Raw genomic sequence first — 18,247 nt, forward strand, 5'->3', positions numbered from 1 at the left:
TTCCAGACACGCCAACGCGGGAGCAAGCTCCCGCGCGGCGACATCCTACCAGTCACCGCCTGAAGGCAGTCAACCGGGCGACCAACAACTTACTTGTGGTCTTTTACTTCTTCGAACTCAGCATCGACAACATCGTCTGCCTTCTCGGCCGACTCACCTTGCGGTGCCGCGCCTTCAGCTGGCTGAGCCTGTTCGGCGTACATTTTCTGAGCCACTGGCGCGGAGACCTTCGACAGCTCTTCGACCTTGGCTTCGATAGCAGCCTTGTCGTCGCCTTTAACAGCGGTTTCCAGGGCTACTACTGCGGCTTCGATTGCAGTCTTCTCTTCAGCGCTCACTTTGTCGCCAGCATCAGCAACCATTTTGCGCGTCGAGTGAACCAGTGCATCACCCTGGTTACGGGCAGCGGCCAGCTCTTCGAACTTGCGGTCTTCCTCGGCGTTGGCCTCGGCATCACGCACCATGCGCTCGATCTCTTCGTCGGACAGACCGGAGTTGGCCTTGATCACGATCGACTGAGTCTTGCCAGTGGCCTTGTCTTTGGCGCCTACGTGCAGAATGCCGTTGGCGTCGATGTCGAAGGTCACTTCGATTTGTGGCACGCCACGTGGTGCTGGTGGAATCTCGGCCAGGTCGAACTTGCCCAGGGACTTGTTCTGTGCAGCCTGCTTACGCTCACCTTGCAGCACGTGAATGGTCACCGCGCCCTGGTTGTCGTCGGCAGTCGAGAACACTTGCGATTTCTTGGTAGGAATCGTGGTGTTTTTCTCGATCAGCGCAGTCATCACGCCGCCCATGGTTTCGATACCCAGGGTCAGCGGGCTGACGTCGAGCAGCAGAACGTCTTTCACGTCACCGGCCAGTACCGCGCCCTGGATGGCAGCACCCATGGCAACCGCTTCGTCCGGGTTCACGTCTTTACGAGCTTCTTTACCGAAGAACTCGGTCACCAGCTTCTGAACCAGTGGCATACGGGTCTGACCGCCGACCAGGATCACGTCGTTGATCGCGCCAACGTCGATACCGGAGTCTTTCAGCGCAATGCGGCAAGGCTCGATGGTACGTTGAACCAGGTCTTCAACCAGCGCTTCCAGCTTGGCGCGGGAGATCTTCACGTTCAGGTGCTTAGGACCAGTGGCGTCTGCAGTGATGTACGGCAGGTTCACGTCGGTCGACTGAGCGGAAGACAGCTCGATCTTGGCTTTTTCAGCGGCTTCTTTCAGGCGCTGCATGGCCAGCGGATCACCTTTGAGGTTCATGCCGCTTTCTTTCTTGAATTCGTCGACGAGGTAGTCGATCAGACGAATGTCGAAGTCTTCACCGCCCAGGAACGTATCGCCGTTGGTGGCCAATACTTCGAACTGGTGCTCGCCATCAACTTCAGCGATTTCGATCACGGAAACGTCGAAAGTACCACCGCCCAGGTCATAAACGATTACGGTGTGATCGCCCTTGGCCTTGTCCATACCGTAAGCCAGAGCAGCTGCGGTTGGTTCGTTGATGATACGTTTTACGTCCAGGCCCGCGATGCGGCCGGCGTCTTTGGTGGCTTGACGCTGGCTGTCGTTGAAGTAGGCCGGAACGGTGATCACCGCTTCGGTCACTGGCTCGCCGAGGTAGTCTTCGGCGGTTTTCTTCATCTTTTTCAGAATTTCAGCCGAGATTTGTGGCGGCGCCATTTTCTGGCCGTTCACTTCTACCCAAGCGTCGCCGTTGTCAGCCTTGGCGATCTTGTAAGGCACCATCTGGATGTCTTTCTGTACGACTTCTTCTTCGAAGCGACGACCGATCAGACGCTTCACCGCGTACAGGGTGTTGTGCGGATTGGTCACTGCCTGGCGCTTGGCGGACTGGCCAACCAGGATTTCGCCATCGTTGGCGTAAGCGATGATCGACGGCGTGGTACGCGCGCCCTCGGCGTTTTCGATAACTTTAGCTACGCCGTTTTCAAGTACGGAGACGCAGGAGTTGGTAGTCCCCAGGTCGATACCGATAATTTTGCCCATGTTCACTCTCCCGAAACTTTGGATTTGGTTGCCGCAGCAGTGGTGGCTAACTGCGGTAGCACTTAAACGCTTGACTTCTAAATGGGGGCCTTACGGCTAATTTCAAGCCTGCTCGTCAATCGACGGCGAAACCGGTGCCGGTGCCTTGCTGACCACGACCATTGCCGGGCGCAGCAGGCGACCATTGAGCTGGTAGCCCTTCTGGAACACTTTCAGCACGCTGTTCGGCTCGACGTCAGCGCTTTCCTGCATGGCCATTGCCTGATGAAGAACGGCGTTGAACGGTTCGCCATGCGGATCGATCGCTTCCAGCTGATAACGCTTCAGGGTGTCCTGGAACATTTTCAGGGTCAGCTCGATGCCTTCGCGCATTGGACGGATGCTTTCGTCGTCCGGATTGGACAACTCAAGGCCACGTTCCAGGCTGTCGATGATCGGCAGCAGGTCGCCGGCGAATTTTTCCAGCGCAAATTTGTGGGCCTTTTCTACATCCTGCTCGGCGCGACGGCGGACGTTCTGCAGATCGGCGGCTACACGCAAAGCCTGATCCTGCGCACCTGCCAGTTGCTCTTCGAGCACTTGCACACGAGCCGCCAGGTCATCACCCGAAGCCTGAGGAGCCTGATCGGCGTCTTGATTTTGCGTATCCACTGTCTGTTCGTCAGCCATAGAATTCTCCTTTCAATATCGTCCGCGAGCTCGACTCGCGCTTCTGCCCAGCTATATGGGGCCGCAAAATCCGGCTTCAAGGGGCTGGATGTGATTAACCCTACAAAAAGCTGTGCATTGGTATTCCTTGCGGCGCTAACGATTTCGTCGGATCAAGCGAATCAAGCTAAGCGAGGGCATTGTCAGCCAGAAACAAAACACTGTATAAATAACCAGACCTAAAGCCTGGGAGCGGCCTCTATGCTGGTGCACCTGTCCGTACATAACTACGCCATCGTTGAACATCTCGATCTCGAACTCGATCGCGGAATGAGCGTGATCACAGGGGAAACCGGCGCCGGCAAATCGATCATGCTCGACGCCCTGGGCCTGACCTTGGGCGATCGTGCTGACAGCGGCGTGGTGCGTCCCGGCGCAGACAAGGCCGATATCCTGGCAACCTTCGACTTGGCTGATATCCCGGAAGCCAGCACCTGGCTGGCCGAGCGCGACCTAGAGAACGACGGTCCGTGCATCCTGCGCCGGGTCATCACAGCCGAAGGACGTTCGCGCGGCTACATCAATGGCACGCCCTGCCCGCTGGGCGACCTCAAGGCGCTGGGCGAGCTGCTGATCGATATCCACAGCCAGCACGAACACCAATCCCTGCTCAAGACCGACACCCACCGCCGCCTGCTCGACGAGTACGCCGGGGCCACCGATCTTGCCCGACAGGTCCAACTGGCTGCCCAGCGCTGGCGCCAGACTCGCCAGGAGCTCGAACGCCTCTCCAATTCCGGCGATGAGCAACGCGCCCGCCATCAACTGCTCAGCTATCAGCTTGAAGAGCTGGAAAACCTTGGCCTTGGCGACAATGAGCTGGAACAGCTGGAACAGGAACACAAGAACCTGACCAATGCCGAAACCTTGCTGGGCATCTGCCGGCAAGTGGTCGAGCAATGCAGCGAAAGTGATTCCGGTAATGTCCTGAATGCCCTCACCGCCAGCCTCAACCGCCTGTCGAGCGTGAACAACTCGATTGGCGCATTAGGTGAAGCCAGCAGCCTGTTGACCAGTGCGCAGATTCAGGTTGAAGAGGCCGTCGGCGAGCTGAACCGCTTCCTTGATAATTTCGATGCCGACCCGGCGCGGCTTCAATATCTGGAAGAACGTCTCGACGCGATTTACACCATGGCGCGCAAACATCGCATTCAACCGACCGAAGTCGCGGAGATGCAACAGCGCCTGCTGGATGAAATCGAAACCCTGAACGCCAACGACGAATCCATCGAGCGCTTGAGCGACGAACTGGCGTCCTATGCCCGTCACTATCAGGAAAAGGCCAGGGAGCTGAGCGACTTGCGCCACCAGGCATCAAACAGCCTGGCCAGCGCCGTGGAACAGGAAATCCAGCGACTGGGCATGCCCGGTGGCCGTTTCACCATCGAGCTACGCCCGAACAGTGGCGATGAATTGCTGCCCAACGGACTTGAACAGGTTGAACTGCTGGTCAGCGCCAACCCTGGCCAGCCTTTAAAAGCCCTGGCGAAGGTGGCATCGGGCGGTGAGCTGTCGCGGATCAGCCTGGCCATTCAGGTGATCACTGCACAAACCTCTCGCGTGCCGACGCTGGTGTTCGACGAAGTGGACGTGGGTATCGGCGGTCCGACTGCCGAGATCGTCGGCCAATTACTGCGTCGACTTGGCGAACGCGGACAGGTGCTGACGGTGACCCACCTGCCACAAGTGGCGGCACAAGGTCATCAGCATTTATTTGTGCACAAGGTTCGCGGGGAGGACGCCACTCGGACTGCCGTCTCCAAATTAAGCAAGAATGATCGTGTCGAAGAAGTCGCCCGGATGCTGGGCGGCATCGATCTGACCAAGGAATCCCTGGCTCACGCCAAGAAAATGGTCGTTACCGCAAAAGTTTAAGCAAATCAGAAAGCACGAAGGCGACCCTGGGGTCGCCTTCGTTCGTTTCGCGAACCAGGTTCGCGCGACATGCTTACTTTTTCTTGCGCACGTACAGCACCAGATTGTGATCAACCATCTCGAAGCCGTACTTATCGACGATGGCTTTCTGCAGGCGCTCGATTTCTTCGTCGAAGAATTCGATCACTTCGCTGGTTTCGACGTTGACCATATGGTCGTGATGCTTGCCGTCGTCCAGCTCGAAGACCGCATGGCCTCCGTCGAAGTTATGCCGCACCACAAGGCCAGCTGCCTCGAACTGGGTCAGTACACGGTAAACCGTGGCCAGACCGACGTCCTCGCCAGCCTCCATCAGCGCCTTATAAACATCTTCAGCACTCATGTGGCGTTGCTCGGCGGAATCGAGCATTTGCAGAATTTTGACCCGTGGCAGGGTCACTTTGAGGCCGGCTTTGCGTAGTTCGCTATTTTCAACCATGGTCAGCTTTCTCGCGATGCTGCTTCGCAGCTTCTCTTAATGCGGGTATGATCGGCGTTTACGTTGTCCCAGCCAAGATAGTGGAAGTCGCCCACCGATGCAAAACACCAAGCTCTTGCTAACCAGTTTCACCTTTGTGGGACTGCTCGCACTCGCCGGTTGTTCATTCCCCGGGGTTTACAAAATCGACATCCAGCAGGGCAATGTCGTCACGCAGGACATGATAGACCAGTTACGCCCGGGAATGACCCGAAAGCAAGTACGGTTTATCATGGGTAACCCTCTGCTGACCGACACGTTCCATGCCGATCGCTGGGATTACCTGTACAGCCTGCAACCAGGGGGCGGTGAACGCCAACAGGAACGCATTAGCGTTATCTTCAACCCAAATGACCAGCTTGTCAGCCTCTCTGGCGATTTCATGCCAGGCGTGAGCCGCGACGAAGCTATTCTCGGCAAGGACAGTGGCACCACAGTCACTGAACCGGCACAAAACGTCGAGAAGCCAAAGCCGGAAAAACCGGTCAAGCCAGGTTCGTTGCTGGATCAGATTCAAAAGGACGTCGACGGTGTAGAAACCGTTCCGGTCCCGACGCCAGAACCACTGGACACCACGCCGCAATAATTTGCGACGCAATAAAAAACCCGGCATGTCCGGGTTTTTTATTGCCTGCACTTTTTGCCATTCACTGATTCCGGGCTTTGGCCTCGGCAGCTTTGGCAGCCCGCAGTCGCCGGACTTCCTTCGGATCAGCCAGTAGCGGCCGGTAAATCTCGATTCGATCGCCCGACTGAACGGCTCGCGTGTCGGGATCGGCAATCACCTTGCCGAAAATCCCCACAGGGCACTCAGCCAAATTCAGCTCGGAAAACTGCTGACCGATGCCGGACTCCAACAATGCGCCACGAATGGTCGTCCCTGCCGGCACCGAGACCGTCAGGAGCACCTGACGATCTACAGCGGCGTACACCACCTCGACCTCGATCATCGCCTCAACCATGCATTTGCTTGGCGCGCTGGCAAAACGCATCCACCAGCGTATTGGCGGCCTGATTGAACAAAGGCCCCAGCGTCGCACGAATAATCGGCCCCGCGTAATCAAATGACAGGTCCAGGCTGATCTTGCAGGCTTTCTCACCCAATGGCTTGAACACCCAGACGCCATGCAATTGGGTGAACGGCCCCTCTTCTAGGTTCATCTCGATCGACTGACCGGGCACCAGGGTATTGCGCGTCACGAAATGCTGGCTGAGCCCGCCTTTAGCCACACCAACGCTGGCGCGCATGTGCTCGGAAGAACTCTCCAGAACCTCGGCCGAGGAACACCACGGCAGGAATTCCGGATACCGCGCCACGTCATTGACCAGGTCATAAAGCGCTTGCGCCGGATACGGCAGCAAGGCTGAACGTGAAATATGTGTCGTCATGTCAGCATCACTTCCAGAGCTGGGCGGCAAACACTACGAGAATGCCGATGGGCGCCACATAGCGCATCAAGAACAAGGACAAAGAGAACAATGCCGGGTTACGGATCGACAGCTCATCACGTACGGCTTCACGCCCCATCACCCAGCCTGCAAACACCACGAAACACAATCCACCGAGTGGCAGCATGATCCGCGAGGTGAAGAAATCGATCACGCCGAAGAAGTCGAGGCCGCCTGCCGCTCCCCATTGGTAGAGGCTGAACCCCCCGCCTTCGTTCACGAAAAACTTGGCTTCCTTCCAGATATTGAAGGAAAACACCGTGCCCAGGCCGACAAACCAGCAGGAGAATGCCAGCCAGAATGTCACCCAGGCACGTCTGATTTTTGTCCGTTCAACCAGATAAGCCACCATTGGCTCAAGCAGGGAAATCGCCGAACTCCAGGCTGCCACTGCCACCAGAACAAAGAACACGACGCCCATCAATTGACCGAAGGCTACGTTGCCGAAGGCAAACGGCAGGCTAACGAACATCAGGCCCGGACCTTCGCTTGGGTTCAGGCCCGCGGCGAACACAATTGGAAACAGCGCCAGGCCGGCCACCAGCGAAACAAAGGTATCGAGCAACGCCACGCCGACGACCGTGCCGGATATCGATGAATTCTTCGGCATGTACGCGCCGTAAATCATGATCGAGCCCACGCCGACACTCAGCGAGAAGAAAGCATGCCCCATCGCTGGCAACAAGCCGTCCATGACCTTTTCCGGGTGGAAGTCGAACATGAAGTGCACGCCCTCCATGAAATGCCCGGTGGTCATGCTGTAGCCCAGCAGTACAAGGACCATCACAAACAGCAACGGCATCATGATCCGCAAGCTGCGCTCAAGCCCGGCCACTACGCCCTTGGCGATCACCACTGCCGACAGCAGCATGAAAATCGTGTGCCAAAGTGTCAGCCGCCACGGATCGGCGATCACCGCGCCAAAGTAAGCGCCCACCTGATCAGGCGTCGCGCCCTGGAAGTCGCCACGGCCCATGTCGATGATGTAATCCAGCGACCAGCCGCCGACCACACTATAGAAAGACAGGATCAGCAACGCCGTGATCATCCCGGCGAATGCGCCCCACGACCACTTGGCGGAATGCCCCGCCTCCACCGCCAGTACCTTCAAGGCATTGGCCGGGCTCTGCCGGGCGCGCCGGCCGATCAGGGTTTCCGCGAGCATGACCGGCACACCGATCAGCGCGATACAGGCCAGGAACATCAGCACGAAGGCGCCGCCGCCATAGACGCCGACCATGTAGGGGAATTTCCAGATACTACCCAAGCCCACGGCCGAACCGGTCGCGGCGAGTATGAAGACCCAGCGGCTAGCCCAACTGCCGTGGACAGAAACCTTGTCTGTCGACATCGTTATCACGCCCAAGCGTTCGAAAAAGAGCGCGCATTGTCCGGGATTCAATCAACCTGCTCAAGCACGCAGCAACACCGTAGCCGACTCGCGTGCAACTCCCTATAATGCCGCCCCTATGGCTAAACAGAAGAAACACCCAACAGGGACCATCGCGCAAAATAAAAAGGCGCGACACGATTACTTCATCGAGCATAAGTTCGAGGCTGGTCTGGTCCTGGCCGGCTGGGAAGTAAAAAGTCTGCGGGCAAGCAAGCTGCAGCTGGTGGACAGCTATGTGCTGCTCAAGGATGGCGAAGCCTGGCTGCTCGGCAGTCACATCACGCCTCTGACGACGGCCAGCACCCACGTCATCGCTGATCCTGTCCGCACCCGTAAACTGCTGCTCAACCGGCGCGAACTCGAGAAGCTCGCTGCTGCGGTACAGCAGAAGGGTTACGCCTGCGTGTGCCTGTCCTGGTATTGGAGCAAGCACATGGTCAAGTGCGAGATCGCACTGGGCAAGGGCAAGAAGGAATACGACAAGCGCGATACCGAGCGCGAACGTGACGCCGGTCGCGAGTTGCAGCGCGCGGTGCGTAACAAGGGCAAGGAAGACTGATCTTCCTGCCTGAGTTTATCAGCGCCAGTGAAAGGATCGCAGCCTTCGGCAGCTCCTACAGGGTCAAGTAAACCTTTGTAGGAGCTTCCGAAGGCTGCGATCTTTTGCGTTTAAATCGATCACATCCCCTTGCGCCTCTCCGCCCGAGCTACGCGTTGCACTTCCTGGCGCACCTCCTCCAGCACCTCCTGCACATACAGAATGTGTCGGCTGGAGACTTCCCGCGCCTGTTCCGCCCGCCCCTCGATAATCGCCTGATACAACTCTCGGTGCTGCGTGATCAGCATGTCGCGGGTTTCAGTGCGCTGCTTGTACATGCCGCCGATGTTGGTCACCACGTTACGCTTGAGCAAATCAAACAGCCCGCGAATGGTGTGCAGCAACACCGCGTTATGGCTGGCCTCGGCGATTGCCAGATGGAATTTCGCATCCGCCGCGCCCTCTTCCGCCCGGCTCACCTCATCGTGACGCGAATAGCAGTCCTGCAACTCGTTGAAGGCAGCGGTCAGCCGCTCGCGGTCGACGTCCGTGGCACGCAATGCCGCGTAATAGGCACAAGACGCCTCCAAGGTGTGCCGGAATTCCAACAGGTCGCGCTGAGCCTCGGGATTACTCTCCAGCAATTGCAGTAGCGGATCACTGAACGTCGTGCCCAACGACTCCACCACATAATTGCCGCCGCCCTGCCGACTGACCAGCAAGCCCTTGGCCGTCAGCTTTTGAATGGCCTCACGCAGCGAGGGGCGCGAGACGCCGAACTGCTCGGCCAGCGCACGCTCTGCCGGCAAGCGCTCGCCAGCTTTCAACGTGCCCTCGAGGATCATGCCCTCAAGCTGCTCGACAATATCGTCAGACAAACGGCGCTGACGAATCTGATCAAACCCCATAACTCACCTTCTCCACGATCCGACGGCGCGCCGGCGCTCTATTCTGGCCCATTGCCGCGGCATCAGCACCTGCCAAACAGCACTTGCTCAAACACAGCACCCACCTTGGCGGACCTCGTATTCGACAAAAGTTTTAGGGCGGCAAATTGACACACCGCCTACAAGGCTTTTACCCTAGCCAACAGCGATTGTAAATTGGTATTACCAATTAACCAAGAACGCTGATCAGTGCCTGACCAACAACAATTAGGGGCCACCCCATATGCAAACCTGGCAACAGCTCTACAGCCCGCTCGGCAGCCTCGGTTTATCCGCGCTCGCGGCCGTCATTCCCATCGTGTTTTTCTTCCTGGCCCTGGCCGTGTTCCGTCTCAAAGGACACGTCGCCGGCAGCATCACGCTGGCCTTGTCGATCCTGGTCGCAATCTTTGCCTTCCAGATGCCGGTCGACATGGCCTTCGCCGCAGCGGGCTATGGCTTCGCTTATGGCCTGTGGCCGATTGCGTGGATCATCGTGGCGGCGGTTTTCCTCTACAAACTGACGGTCAAGAGTGGCCAGTTCGAAGTGATCCGCAGCTCGGTGCTGTCGATTACCGACGACCAGCGCCTGCAAGTGTTGCTGATCGGTTTCTGCTTCGGTGCCTTCCTCGAAGGTGCGGCCGGTTTTGGTGCACCCGTGGCAATCACTGCCGCGTTGCTGGTGGGCTTGGGCTTCAACCCGCTATACGCCGCAGGCCTGTGCCTGATCGCGAACACCGCGCCAGTAGCCTTCGGCGCCTTGGGGATTCCGATCATCGTCGCCGGGCAAGTCACCGGCATCGACGCGTTCAAGATTGGCGCCATGACCGGTCGCCAACTGCCGCTGCTGTCGCTGTTCGTACCATTCTGGCTGGTGTTCATGATGGATGGCCTGCGCGGCGTCCGTGAAACCTGGCCGGCAGCGTTGGTCGCCGGCTTGAGCTTCGCCGTGACCCAATACTTCACCTCGAACTTCATCGGCCCTGAGCTGCCGGACATCACCTCGGCTCTGGCCAGCCTGATCTCCCTGACCTTGTTCCTGAAAGTCTGGCAGCCGAAACGCGCCGCCGGCCAGCACATTGCCGGTGCCGTCTCGGCCTCCGTAGTTACCGCCAGCGCCGGTGGTTTCGGCCAGAAACGCAGCACCGTGGCATCGCCTTACAGTCTCGGGGAAATCTTCAAAGCCTGGTCGCCGTTCCTGATCCTGACCGTACTGGTCACCATCTGGACCCTGAAACCGTTCAAGGCGATGTTTGCCGCCGGCGGTTCGATGTACAGCTTCGTGTTCAACTTCGCCATCCCGCACCTGGACCAGATGGTGATCAAGGTCGCGCCGATTGTGGCTAACCCGACTGCCATTCCGGCGGTGTTCAAGCTCGACCCGATTTCCGCGACCGGCACGGCGATTTTCTTCTCCGCACTGATCTCGATGCTGGTGTTGAAGATCAATCTCAAAACTGGTCTTACCACTTTGAGAGAGACCTTCTACGAACTGCGCTGGCCGATTCTCTCCATCGGCATGGTGCTGGCGTTCGCCTTCGTCACCAACTACTCGGGCATGTCTTCGACTATGGCCCTGGTGCTGGCCGGCACTGGCGCAGCGTTCCCGTTCTTCTCGCCGTTCCTCGGTTGGCTGGGCGTGTTCCTGACCGGTTCCGATACCTCGTCCAACGCGCTGTTCAGTTCGCTGCAAGCCACTACCGCCCACCAAATCGGTGTCAACGACACCTTGCTGGTGGCGGCGAACACCAGCGGTGGTGTGACCGGCAAGATGATCTCACCACAATCGATCGCCGTGGCCTGCGCCGCGACCGGGCTGGTGGGCAAGGAATCGGACCTGTTCCGCTTCACCCTCAAGCACAGCCTGTTCTTCGCAACCATTGTCGGCCTGATCACATTGGCCCAGGCCTACTGGTTCACCGGCATGCTGGTGCACTAAGGGCTACAACCGACACGGAAAAAACCGACGCCGGACGACGATTCCGGCGTCAGCTATTCACAACCCGGTCTGTAAGGCTGCTGAAAGGATCTCACTCTATATTCAGCAGCCTCAGCGGACGGATAACCGGGACAACCCGGAGACACGCCTGATGAGCGAGCTTTTTTACAACGCCGTGCCGAATGCGACCCGTGTCGCCCCGCCACTGCCCGGGCCTCGGCAATACCCCAATGAGAAACCGCAACGGGTGTACCTGTTCGGAACCTGCGTCGTGGACTTGTTCTACCCGCAAGCCGGAATGGACGCGATCCATTTGCTGGAACGCGAAGGCATCCGTGTCGAGTATCCGCAAGGACAAAGCTGCTGCGGGCAACCGGCCTACACCTCCGGTTATACCGAGCAGGCCAGGACCGTGGCGCGCTCGCAACTGGCGTTGTTCGCCGAGGATTATCCGGTGGTGGTGCCGTCGGGTTCCTGCGCCGGCATGTTGCGCGAGCACTATGCCGACTTGTTCAAGGACGAGCCGGACACCTTGAAACAGGTCCAGGCGCTGGCTGCCCGGACTTATGAGTTGGCCGAATTCCTGTTGTTTGTCTGCAAGGTGCAGCTCAGGGACAATGGTGAACCGGTAAAGGTAGCGTTGCATACGTCATGCTCGGCACGCCGTGAAATGAACACCCACCTGCACGGCCGCGAATTGTTGGCGCAGTTGAGCAACGTGGAGCGCGTCGACCACAGCCATGAAAGTGAATGCTGTGGCTTTGGTGGGACTTTCAGCGTCCGTATGCCGGACATTTCCGGCGCGATGGTGGCTGACAAGACCCGGTCGTTGAAGGAATCCGGTGCGCACAAGGTACTCAGTGCCGACTGCGGTTGCCTGATGAACATCAATGGCTCGCTGGAAAAACAGCAGGAAGCGTTACGCGGTCAGCATCTGGCCAGCTTCCTCTGGCAGCGTACCGGAGGTGCCCAATGAGCGCCCCCGAGATTATTCCTACGGTCGCCGTGGAAGAAGATTTCCGCACCCGGGCTCACGAAGCCTTGGGTGATGCGCAATTGCGAGGCAACTTCCGCAAGGCGATGGATTCATTGATGACCAAGCGGGCAGCGGCTTTCAGCGATGCCCACGAAAGAGAACATTTGCGCGCGCTGGGCAATGCTGTCCGCGCCCGTGCGTTATCCAAGTTGCCCGAGCTGCTCGAACAACTTGAACAGAACCTGACCCGCAACGGTGTGACAGTGCACTGGGCGGAAACGGTGGACGAGGCCAATGGCATCGTCCTCTCGATCATCCGCGCTCACGAGGGGCGGCAAGTGATCAAGGGTAAATCGATGGTCAGCGAAGAAATGGAAATGAACCATGTCCTCGCTGAACAGGGCATTGAATGCCTGGAATCGGACATGGGCGAGTACATCGTCCAGCTCGACCACGAGAAGCCTTCACACATAATCATGCCGGCGATCCACAAGAACGCCGGTCAGGTCGCGTCCTTGTTCCACGACAAACTTGGCGTGGAATACACAAAGGACGTAGACCAACTCATTCAGATCGGTCGCAGGGTCCTGCGGCAGAAATTCTTTGAAGCGGACATCGGCGTCTCCGGTGTCAACTTCGCCGTGGCCGAAACCGGCACCCTGCTGCTGGTGGAAAACGAAGGCAACGGCCGCATGACCACCACGGTTCCGCCCGTGCATATTGCCGTCACCGGTATCGAAAAAGTCGTGGAAAACCTGCGCGACGTGGTGCCGCTGCTGTCGCTGCTGACCCGCTCGGCCTTGGGCATTCCGATCACCACCTACGTCAACATGATCTCCGGCCCGCGCAAGGAGCATGAACTCGACGGCCCGCGGGAAGTGCACCTGGTACTGCTCGACAATGGCCGCAGCCAGGCCTTTGCCGATAGCGAATTACGTCAGACTCTGAACTGTATTCGCTGCGGCGCCTGTATGAATCATTGCCCTGTGTACACCCGAATCGGCGGCCACGCCTATGGGGAGGTTTACCCCGGCCCTATCGGAAAAATCATCACCCCGCACATGGTCGGCCTGGCCAAAGTCCCGGATCACCCGAGCGCCTCTTCGCTGTGCGGTGCCTGCGGCGAAGTATGCCCGGTGAAAATCCCGATTCCTTCGTTGCTGCGCCGTTTGCGCGAAGAGAACGTCAAAGCGCCGGACAGTAAAGATCAGGTGATGCGCGGCCAGGGCAGCAAGTATTCGCGCAAAGAGCGTTTCATCTGGAACGCCTGGGCCAGGCTCAACAGTTCACCGACGCTGTATCGCCTGTTCGGTCTGGCCGCGACGCGCCTGCGTGCACTGACACCCAGCAATGTCGGCCCGTGGACGCAAAACCACAGCGCGCCGAAACCCGCTGCCCGCTCATTGCATGACATGGCCCGCGAGCATCTGGCCAAACAGGGAGATCGTTAATGGGCGCCAAGCAAAATATCCTCGCCAAACTGCGCAAAAGCCTGACAGGCACCACACCGGTGGCTGACAACTTTGATGTCGATCTGGTGACCCAGCCTTACACCTACACGCCGGAACAACGCATCCCGCAACTGCGCAAACTGATGGAAGCGGTGCACACGGAAATCCATCTGACCTCGGGTGACGGTTGGCCTGAACTGCTCGGGCAGTTGCTCAAGGATCGCCAGTTACCGAGTCTGTTGATCGCGCCGAGCACACCTCACGGGCAGCGTGTCGCACAGTATTGGGAGAACAATCCCGACCTGCCGACGCTCAAGGCCTATGACCGTCCGATCGAGGAATGGAAAGCCGAGCTGTTCAACGACACCCCGGCGAGCCTGACCACAACCCTCGGCGCAATCGCCGCGACCGGTAGCCTGATCATCTGGCCGACGCGGGAAGAGCCGCGCATGATGAGCCTCGCGCCACCGGTGCATTTCGCTCTGCTGAAGGCCAGTGAAATTCGCGACAACTTTTATCAGGTGCAGCAGGAGTTCGAATGGGCGCAAGGCATGCCGACCAACGCCTTGCTGGTATCAGGCCCGTCGAAAACTGCTGACATTGAACAAGTGCTGGCCTACGGCGCCCACGGTCCGAAAGACCTGGTGGTGCTGATTCTGGAGGACCAATGAGTCTACCGGCCGCTTTCCTGCGTGATGCGCAGCAACTGATTCCACCGGAGCGGCGTTTCGACGATCCGCTGTCGACGTTAGCCTTCGGCACCGACGCCAGTTTCTATCGGCTGATTCCGCAACTGGTGATCCGCGTCGAATCCGAAGATGAAGTGGTGGCGCTGTTGAAACTGGCACAGCGCGATCAGGTGCCGGTGACCTTCCGCGCCGCCGGCACCAGCCTCTCCGGCCAGGCCATCAGCGACTCAGTGCTGATCGTACTGGGGGATAATTGGAACGGTCGCGAAATCCGTGGCCAAGGCACGCAGATTCGTCTGCAACCCGGCGTGATCGGCGCGCAGGCCAATGCCTGGCTGGCGCCGTTCGGGCGCAAGATCGGTCCGGACCCGGCCTCGATCAACGCCTGCAAAATCGGCGGCATCGTCGCCAACAACGCGAGCGGAATGTGCTGCGGCACGGCGCAAAATACCTATCACACCCTGGCCGGCATTCGACTGGTGCTGGCTGATGGCAGCCGTCTCGATACCGAAGATGCTTCCAGTGTCGCGGCTTTTCGCCAAAGCCATGGTGAGCTGCTGGAACGTCTGGCGACATTGGGCCGCGAGACGCGGGCAAACGCTGAACTCGCCGCCAAAATTCGCCACAAATACCGTCTGAAAAATACCACCGGCCTGTCACTCAACGCCCTGGTGGATTACGACGAGCCTGTGGATATCTTGAGCCACTTGTTGGTGGGTTCCGAAGGTACTCTTGGTTTCATCAGTGCGGTGACTTACGACACGGTGATCGACCACCCGAACAAAGCCTCGGCGTTGATCGTGTTCCCCGACGTCGAGACGTGCTGCAACGCAGTCACCGTGCTGAAAAGCCAACCGGTGTCCGCCGTGGAACTGCTGGACCGCCGCAGCCTGCGCTCGGTACAAAGCAAACCCGGCATGCCCGCTTTCGTACAGCATCTGTCGAACAATGCCTGCGCCTTGCTGATCGAATCCCGCGCGGCGTCGTCCACATTACTGCACGAACAACTGGTGCAGATCATGGCGTCACTGGCGTCTTTCACGGTGGAGAAGCAAGTCGACTTCACTGAAGACCCGCTGGAAAACGCCCGGCTCTGGGCAATCCGCAAGGACACCTTCCCCGCCGTTGGCGCAGTGCGCAAAACCGGGACCACGGTGATCATCGAAGACGTGACCTTCCCGGTGGAACAACTGGCCATCGGTGTGAACCGGTTGATCGAGTTATTCGACAAACATCACTACGACGAGGCGATCCTTTTCGGACACGCTCTGGAAGGCAATCTGCACTTCGTCTTCACCCAAGGTTTCAACAACCCGGAAGAAGTCGCACGCTACCAGGCGTTCATGGATGACGTCGCGCAGTTGGTCGCGGTGGAATTCGGCGGTTCGCTCAAGGCTGAACACGGCACCGGGCGCAACATGGCGCCTTTTGTCGAGCTGGAATGGGGCAGCGACGCCTACCAGTTGATGTGGCAGCTCAAACGACTGCTCGACCCCAACGGCATTCTCAACCCGGACGTGGTGCTCAGCGAAGACCCGCAGATCCATCTCAAGCATCTCAAGCCGCTGCCGGCCGCCGACGAGATTGTGGATAAGTGCATCGAATGCGGCTTCTGCGAACCTGTCTGCCCGTCGAAAGGACTGACCCTGAGCCCGCGCCAGCGCATTGTGATCTGGCGTGACATCCAGGCGAAGAAGCGCGCCGGGGTCGATACCCGCGAGCTAGAAGCTGCATACGAATACCAAGGCATCGACACCTGTGCCGCGACCGGTCTGTGTGCGCAACGCTGCCCCGTGGGAATCAATACCGGCGAGTTGGTGAAAAAGCTTCGCGGCCAGCACGCCACTCACACGAAAACCGCCAACTGGCTGGAAGGCAATTTCGCCACGGCGTTGCAGGGCGCGCGTTTCACCCTGCACGTCGCCAATGGTGCGCGGATGTTGCTGGGCGCACCACGATTGGCGAAGTTATCGGCGACGTTGACGCGCTTGTCCAAAGGTCAGGTCCCACAGTGGACCAACGCCATGCCACAACCGGAAAAAGCCATCCGTTTCAGTCCCACGGTGACCGATGAGCGCCCGCGCGTGGTCTATCTGGCCGCGTGTGTTTCACGCGCCATGGGCCCGGCGGCCGGCGACAAGGAGCAAATGTCGCTGTACGACAAAACCCGGGGGCTGCTGGAAAAGGCCGGTTATCAGGTGGTCTTCCCGGACAATCTGGACAACCTCTGCTGCGGCCAGCCGTTCGCTTCCAAAGGCTATGCCGAACAGGCCGAACACAAACGCCAGGAATTGATCGGCGCTCTGCTCCACGCCAGCCGTGGCGGGCTCGATCCGATCTACTGCGACACCAGCCCCTGCACCCTGCGCCTGACGCAAGATCTGGGCGATGTGCGCCTGGACCTCTACGACCCGGTGCGTTTCATCCGGACGCATCTGATGGATCGACTGGACTTCACCCCGCAGGACACGCCGATTGCGGTGCATGTCACGTGCAGCACCCAGCACCTTGGCGAAAGCCAGGCGCTGATCGATCTGGCGCGCAAGTGCAGCAACAACGTGGTCATCCCCGAAGGCATTCACTGCTGCGGTTTTGCCGGCGACAAGGGCTTCACCACGCCGGAACTGAACGCGCACTCACTGCGCACCTTGAAAGACGCGGTGCAGTATTGCAGCGAAGGTATTTCCACCAGCCGCACCTGTGAAATTGGCCTGAGCCAGCACGGCGGGATCGATTATCACGGGCTGGTGTATCTGGTGGATCGGGTGACGCAAGCTCGCCCGGCTTAAGGGCGAGGGATTGAAAAGGGGCATTTTTTGCCCCTTTTTACTCTGCATCGTCATCATCCACCTGCAAAAAAAAACCGAATTCCTGCGCGCGGCTATAGTCATTTATCTAGGCCCTTTGAAAAGGGCTTATAACCACCTCGGCCAGCGGCCCCCTTTACCGGCAGCACCGAGCCCTCATGCGCAAGGAGATACTCATGAAGCACTCTGCAATTGCTGGATTGTTCATCGCTGCAGCAATGTTGGCGTCGCCGGTGTTTGCGGCGGATAAGGATCTGTGTGCCGCGAATATTCAACAAATAAGCGATTTCGTGGACAGTGCGCCCTCCCTCCCTGAAGGCACAATGGACACCGTAAAAGCTGCACTGACCAAAGCGAAAGCCTCTCAGGCAGCCGGGAACGATAAGGATTGCGTCGAAGTCACCTCCGGCATCATCACCAAAATGCAAATTCGTAACCCAACCCGGAACTGATCCCTGGCAGGGCCAACCTTCGGGTTGGCCTTCCGCGCCACATTGACGTAGACTGTGCAGGCTTGTTGCTCATCTGATTCACGAGCAATGAGTTCGGGGCCGTTTAGGATTCGACGCCGGTTGCGAAACTTTAGGTGCATGCCGAGTTGGTAACAGAACTCGTAAATCCACTGTTGCAACTACTTATAGTTGCCAATGACAAATACTACGGGGAAGAATCTATCGCTGCGTAAGCAGCCTTAGACCTTTACCTTCTGGTACCTTCGGGTCCAGCAATCACCAGGGGATGTCTGTAAACCCAAAGTGATTGTCATATAGAACAGAATCGCCGTGCAGTACGTTGTGGACGAAGCGGCTAAAACTTACACAACTCGCCCAAAGCACCCTGCCCGTCGGGTCGCTGAGGGTTAACTTAATAGACACGGCTACGCATGTAGTACCGACAGCGGAGTACTGGCGGACGGGGGTTCAAATCCCCCCGGCTCCACCAAATAGAAAAAAGACGTCCTCGGACGTCTTTT

The 18,247-nt window shown here is 58.5% G+C and carries 16 protein-coding genes and 1 other RNA gene; 10 read left to right on the forward strand and 7 right to left on the reverse strand.

The window, feature by feature from the left end; genetic code table 11:
• Positions 1–89 precede the first annotated feature (89 nt).
• Together dnaK and grpE are read right to left on the reverse strand one after the other, a co-directional pair.
• On the reverse strand, positions 90–2,006 hold the full coding sequence (dnaK, locus tag KVG88_RS10265; RefSeq protein ID WP_150703929.1) for a molecular chaperone DnaK: 1,917 nt from the start codon (positions 2,004–2,006) through the stop codon (positions 90–92).
• A 102-nt stretch (positions 2,007–2,108) separates the two neighbouring features.
• A complete protein-coding gene (gene grpE / locus KVG88_RS10270) occupies positions 2,109–2,675 on the reverse strand; it encodes a nucleotide exchange factor GrpE (RefSeq protein WP_150703928.1) in 567 nt (188 codons plus the stop codon).
• Positions 2,676–2,915: 240 nt separating this feature from the next.
• Between grpE and recN the strand changes: the two genes are divergently transcribed.
• Positions 2,916–4,589, forward strand: coding sequence for a DNA repair protein RecN (gene recN, locus KVG88_RS10275; protein ID WP_217871256.1), 1,674 nt, complete (start codon positions 2,916–2,918; stop codon positions 4,587–4,589).
• A gap of 73 nt (positions 4,590–4,662) precedes the next feature.
• Here the strand turns inward: recN and fur are convergent, their stop codons facing one another.
• Positions 4,663–5,067, reverse strand: a complete 405-nt coding sequence (gene fur / locus KVG88_RS10280; RefSeq protein ID WP_003197684.1) for a ferric iron uptake transcriptional regulator — start codon at positions 5,065–5,067, stop codon at positions 4,663–4,665.
• Between the two features lie 97 nt (positions 5,068–5,164).
• Between fur and KVG88_RS10285 the strand changes: the two genes are divergently transcribed.
• Complete coding sequence (locus tag KVG88_RS10285) at positions 5,165–5,692, forward strand: outer membrane protein assembly factor BamE (RefSeq protein ID WP_217871257.1); 528 nt, start codon at positions 5,165–5,167, stop codon at positions 5,690–5,692.
• A gap of 61 nt (positions 5,693–5,753) precedes the next feature.
• Here the strand turns inward: KVG88_RS10285 and KVG88_RS10290 are convergent, their stop codons facing one another.
• The 3 genes from KVG88_RS10290 to KVG88_RS10300 are packed head-to-tail and all read right to left on the reverse strand — an operon-like array spanning position 5,754 to position 7,906.
• Positions 5,754–6,068 (reverse strand): RnfH family protein, encoded by a 315-nt coding sequence (locus tag KVG88_RS10290; protein WP_217871258.1) that lies wholly within the window; start codon positions 6,066–6,068, stop codon positions 5,754–5,756.
• Entirely contained in the window at positions 6,061–6,495 is a 435-nt protein-coding gene (locus KVG88_RS10295; protein WP_150703924.1) for a type II toxin-antitoxin system RatA family toxin, read from the reverse strand. The genes KVG88_RS10290 and KVG88_RS10295 overlap by 8 nt, the downstream gene beginning before the upstream one ends.
• 7 nt (positions 6,496–6,502) lie before the next feature.
• Positions 6,503–7,906 carry a sodium-dependent transporter gene (locus tag KVG88_RS10300; RefSeq protein WP_217871259.1) on the reverse strand — a complete coding sequence of 468 codons (1,404 nt, stop codon included), beginning with the start codon at positions 7,904–7,906 and terminating at the stop codon, positions 6,503–6,505.
• Between the two features lie 118 nt (positions 7,907–8,024).
• Here KVG88_RS10300 and smpB point away from each other — a divergent pair, with 118 nt between their 5' ends.
• Positions 8,025–8,507, forward strand: coding sequence for an SsrA-binding protein SmpB (gene smpB / locus KVG88_RS10305; protein ID WP_007933497.1), 483 nt, complete (start codon positions 8,025–8,027; stop codon positions 8,505–8,507).
• Between the two features lie 119 nt (positions 8,508–8,626).
• Here the strand turns inward: smpB and KVG88_RS10310 are convergent, their stop codons facing one another.
• Positions 8,627–9,394, reverse strand: a complete 768-nt coding sequence (locus KVG88_RS10310; protein WP_150731769.1) for an FCD domain-containing protein — start codon at positions 9,392–9,394, stop codon at positions 8,627–8,629.
• A 262-nt stretch (positions 9,395–9,656) separates the two neighbouring features.
• On the opposite strand from KVG88_RS10310, the gene KVG88_RS10315 reads away from it, so the two are divergent.
• The 7 genes from KVG88_RS10315 to ssrA all read left to right on the forward strand — a co-directional run bounded on the left by KVG88_RS10315 (position 9,657) and on the right by ssrA (position 18,216).
• Positions 9,657–11,351 (forward strand): lactate permease LctP family transporter, encoded by a 1,695-nt coding sequence (locus KVG88_RS10315; RefSeq protein ID WP_150703922.1) that lies wholly within the window; start codon positions 9,657–9,659, stop codon positions 11,349–11,351.
• Positions 11,352–11,502: 151 nt separating this feature from the next.
• Complete coding sequence (locus KVG88_RS10320) at positions 11,503–12,327, forward strand: (Fe-S)-binding protein (protein WP_150703921.1); 825 nt, start codon at positions 11,503–11,505, stop codon at positions 12,325–12,327.
• Positions 12,324–13,778 (forward strand): LutB/LldF family L-lactate oxidation iron-sulfur protein, encoded by a 1,455-nt coding sequence (locus tag KVG88_RS10325; RefSeq protein WP_217871260.1) that lies wholly within the window; start codon positions 12,324–12,326, stop codon positions 13,776–13,778. The genes KVG88_RS10320 and KVG88_RS10325 overlap by 4 nt, the downstream gene beginning before the upstream one ends.
• Positions 13,778–14,449: a LutC/YkgG family protein gene (locus KVG88_RS10330; protein WP_217871261.1), complete on the forward strand. Its 672-nt coding sequence runs from the start codon at positions 13,778–13,780 to the stop codon at positions 14,447–14,449. Before KVG88_RS10325 ends, KVG88_RS10330 begins: the two co-directional genes overlap by 1 nt.
• The gene (locus tag KVG88_RS10335; protein ID WP_217871262.1) at positions 14,446–17,256 is read left to right on the forward strand and encodes an FAD-binding and (Fe-S)-binding domain-containing protein; all 2,811 of its coding nucleotides are present in this window, start codon (positions 14,446–14,448) and stop codon (positions 17,254–17,256) included. The genes KVG88_RS10330 and KVG88_RS10335 overlap by 4 nt, the downstream gene beginning before the upstream one ends.
• Positions 17,257–17,450: 194 nt before the next feature.
• Positions 17,451–17,726 (forward strand): PA2433 domain-containing protein, encoded by a 276-nt coding sequence (locus KVG88_RS10340; RefSeq protein WP_150703917.1) that lies wholly within the window; start codon positions 17,451–17,453, stop codon positions 17,724–17,726.
• Between the two features lie 95 nt (positions 17,727–17,821).
• Positions 17,822–18,216, forward strand: a transfer-messenger RNA (tmRNA) gene (gene ssrA / locus KVG88_RS10345).
• Positions 18,217–18,247 lie beyond the last annotated feature (31 nt).

This window comes from Pseudomonas azerbaijanoccidentalis (assembly GCF_019145495.1).
Classification (GTDB): Bacteria; Pseudomonadota; Gammaproteobacteria; order Pseudomonadales; family Pseudomonadaceae; genus Aquipseudomonas; species Aquipseudomonas azerbaijanoccidentalis.

What these genes read in the sequence shown, in the direction of transcription:
- dnaK (WP_150703929.1), bottom strand. Translation starts at nt 2,006, where the DNA reads ATGGGCAAAATTATCGGTATCGACCTGGGGACTACCAACTCCTGCGTC.
- grpE (WP_150703928.1), bottom strand. Translation starts at nt 2,675, where the DNA reads ATGGCTGACGAACAGACAGTGGATACGCAAAATCAAGACGCCGATCAG.
- recN (WP_217871256.1), top strand. Translation starts at nt 2,916, where the DNA reads ATGCTGGTGCACCTGTCCGTACATAACTACGCCATCGTTGAACATCTC.
- fur (WP_003197684.1), bottom strand. Translation starts at nt 5,067, where the DNA reads ATGGTTGAAAATAGCGAACTACGCAAAGCCGGCCTCAAAGTGACCCTG.
- KVG88_RS10285 (WP_217871257.1), top strand. Translation starts at nt 5,165, where the DNA reads ATGCAAAACACCAAGCTCTTGCTAACCAGTTTCACCTTTGTGGGACTG.
- KVG88_RS10290 (WP_217871258.1), bottom strand. Translation starts at nt 6,068, where the DNA reads ATGGTTGAGGCGATGATCGAGGTCGAGGTGGTGTACGCCGCTGTAGAT.
- KVG88_RS10295 (WP_150703924.1), bottom strand. Translation starts at nt 6,495, where the DNA reads ATGACGACACATATTTCACGTTCAGCCTTGCTGCCGTATCCGGCGCAA.
- KVG88_RS10300 (WP_217871259.1), bottom strand. Translation starts at nt 7,906, where the DNA reads ATGTCGACAGACAAGGTTTCTGTCCACGGCAGTTGGGCTAGCCGCTGG.
- smpB (WP_007933497.1), top strand. Translation starts at nt 8,025, where the DNA reads ATGGCTAAACAGAAGAAACACCCAACAGGGACCATCGCGCAAAATAAA.
- KVG88_RS10310 (WP_150731769.1), bottom strand. Translation starts at nt 9,394, where the DNA reads ATGGGGTTTGATCAGATTCGTCAGCGCCGTTTGTCTGACGATATTGTC.
- KVG88_RS10315 (WP_150703922.1), top strand. Translation starts at nt 9,657, where the DNA reads ATGCAAACCTGGCAACAGCTCTACAGCCCGCTCGGCAGCCTCGGTTTA.
- KVG88_RS10320 (WP_150703921.1), top strand. Translation starts at nt 11,503, where the DNA reads ATGAGCGAGCTTTTTTACAACGCCGTGCCGAATGCGACCCGTGTCGCC.
- KVG88_RS10325 (WP_217871260.1), top strand. Translation starts at nt 12,324, where the DNA reads ATGAGCGCCCCCGAGATTATTCCTACGGTCGCCGTGGAAGAAGATTTC.
- KVG88_RS10330 (WP_217871261.1), top strand. Translation starts at nt 13,778, where the DNA reads ATGGGCGCCAAGCAAAATATCCTCGCCAAACTGCGCAAAAGCCTGACA.
- KVG88_RS10335 (WP_217871262.1), top strand. Translation starts at nt 14,446, where the DNA reads ATGAGTCTACCGGCCGCTTTCCTGCGTGATGCGCAGCAACTGATTCCA.
- KVG88_RS10340 (WP_150703917.1), top strand. Translation starts at nt 17,451, where the DNA reads ATGAAGCACTCTGCAATTGCTGGATTGTTCATCGCTGCAGCAATGTTG.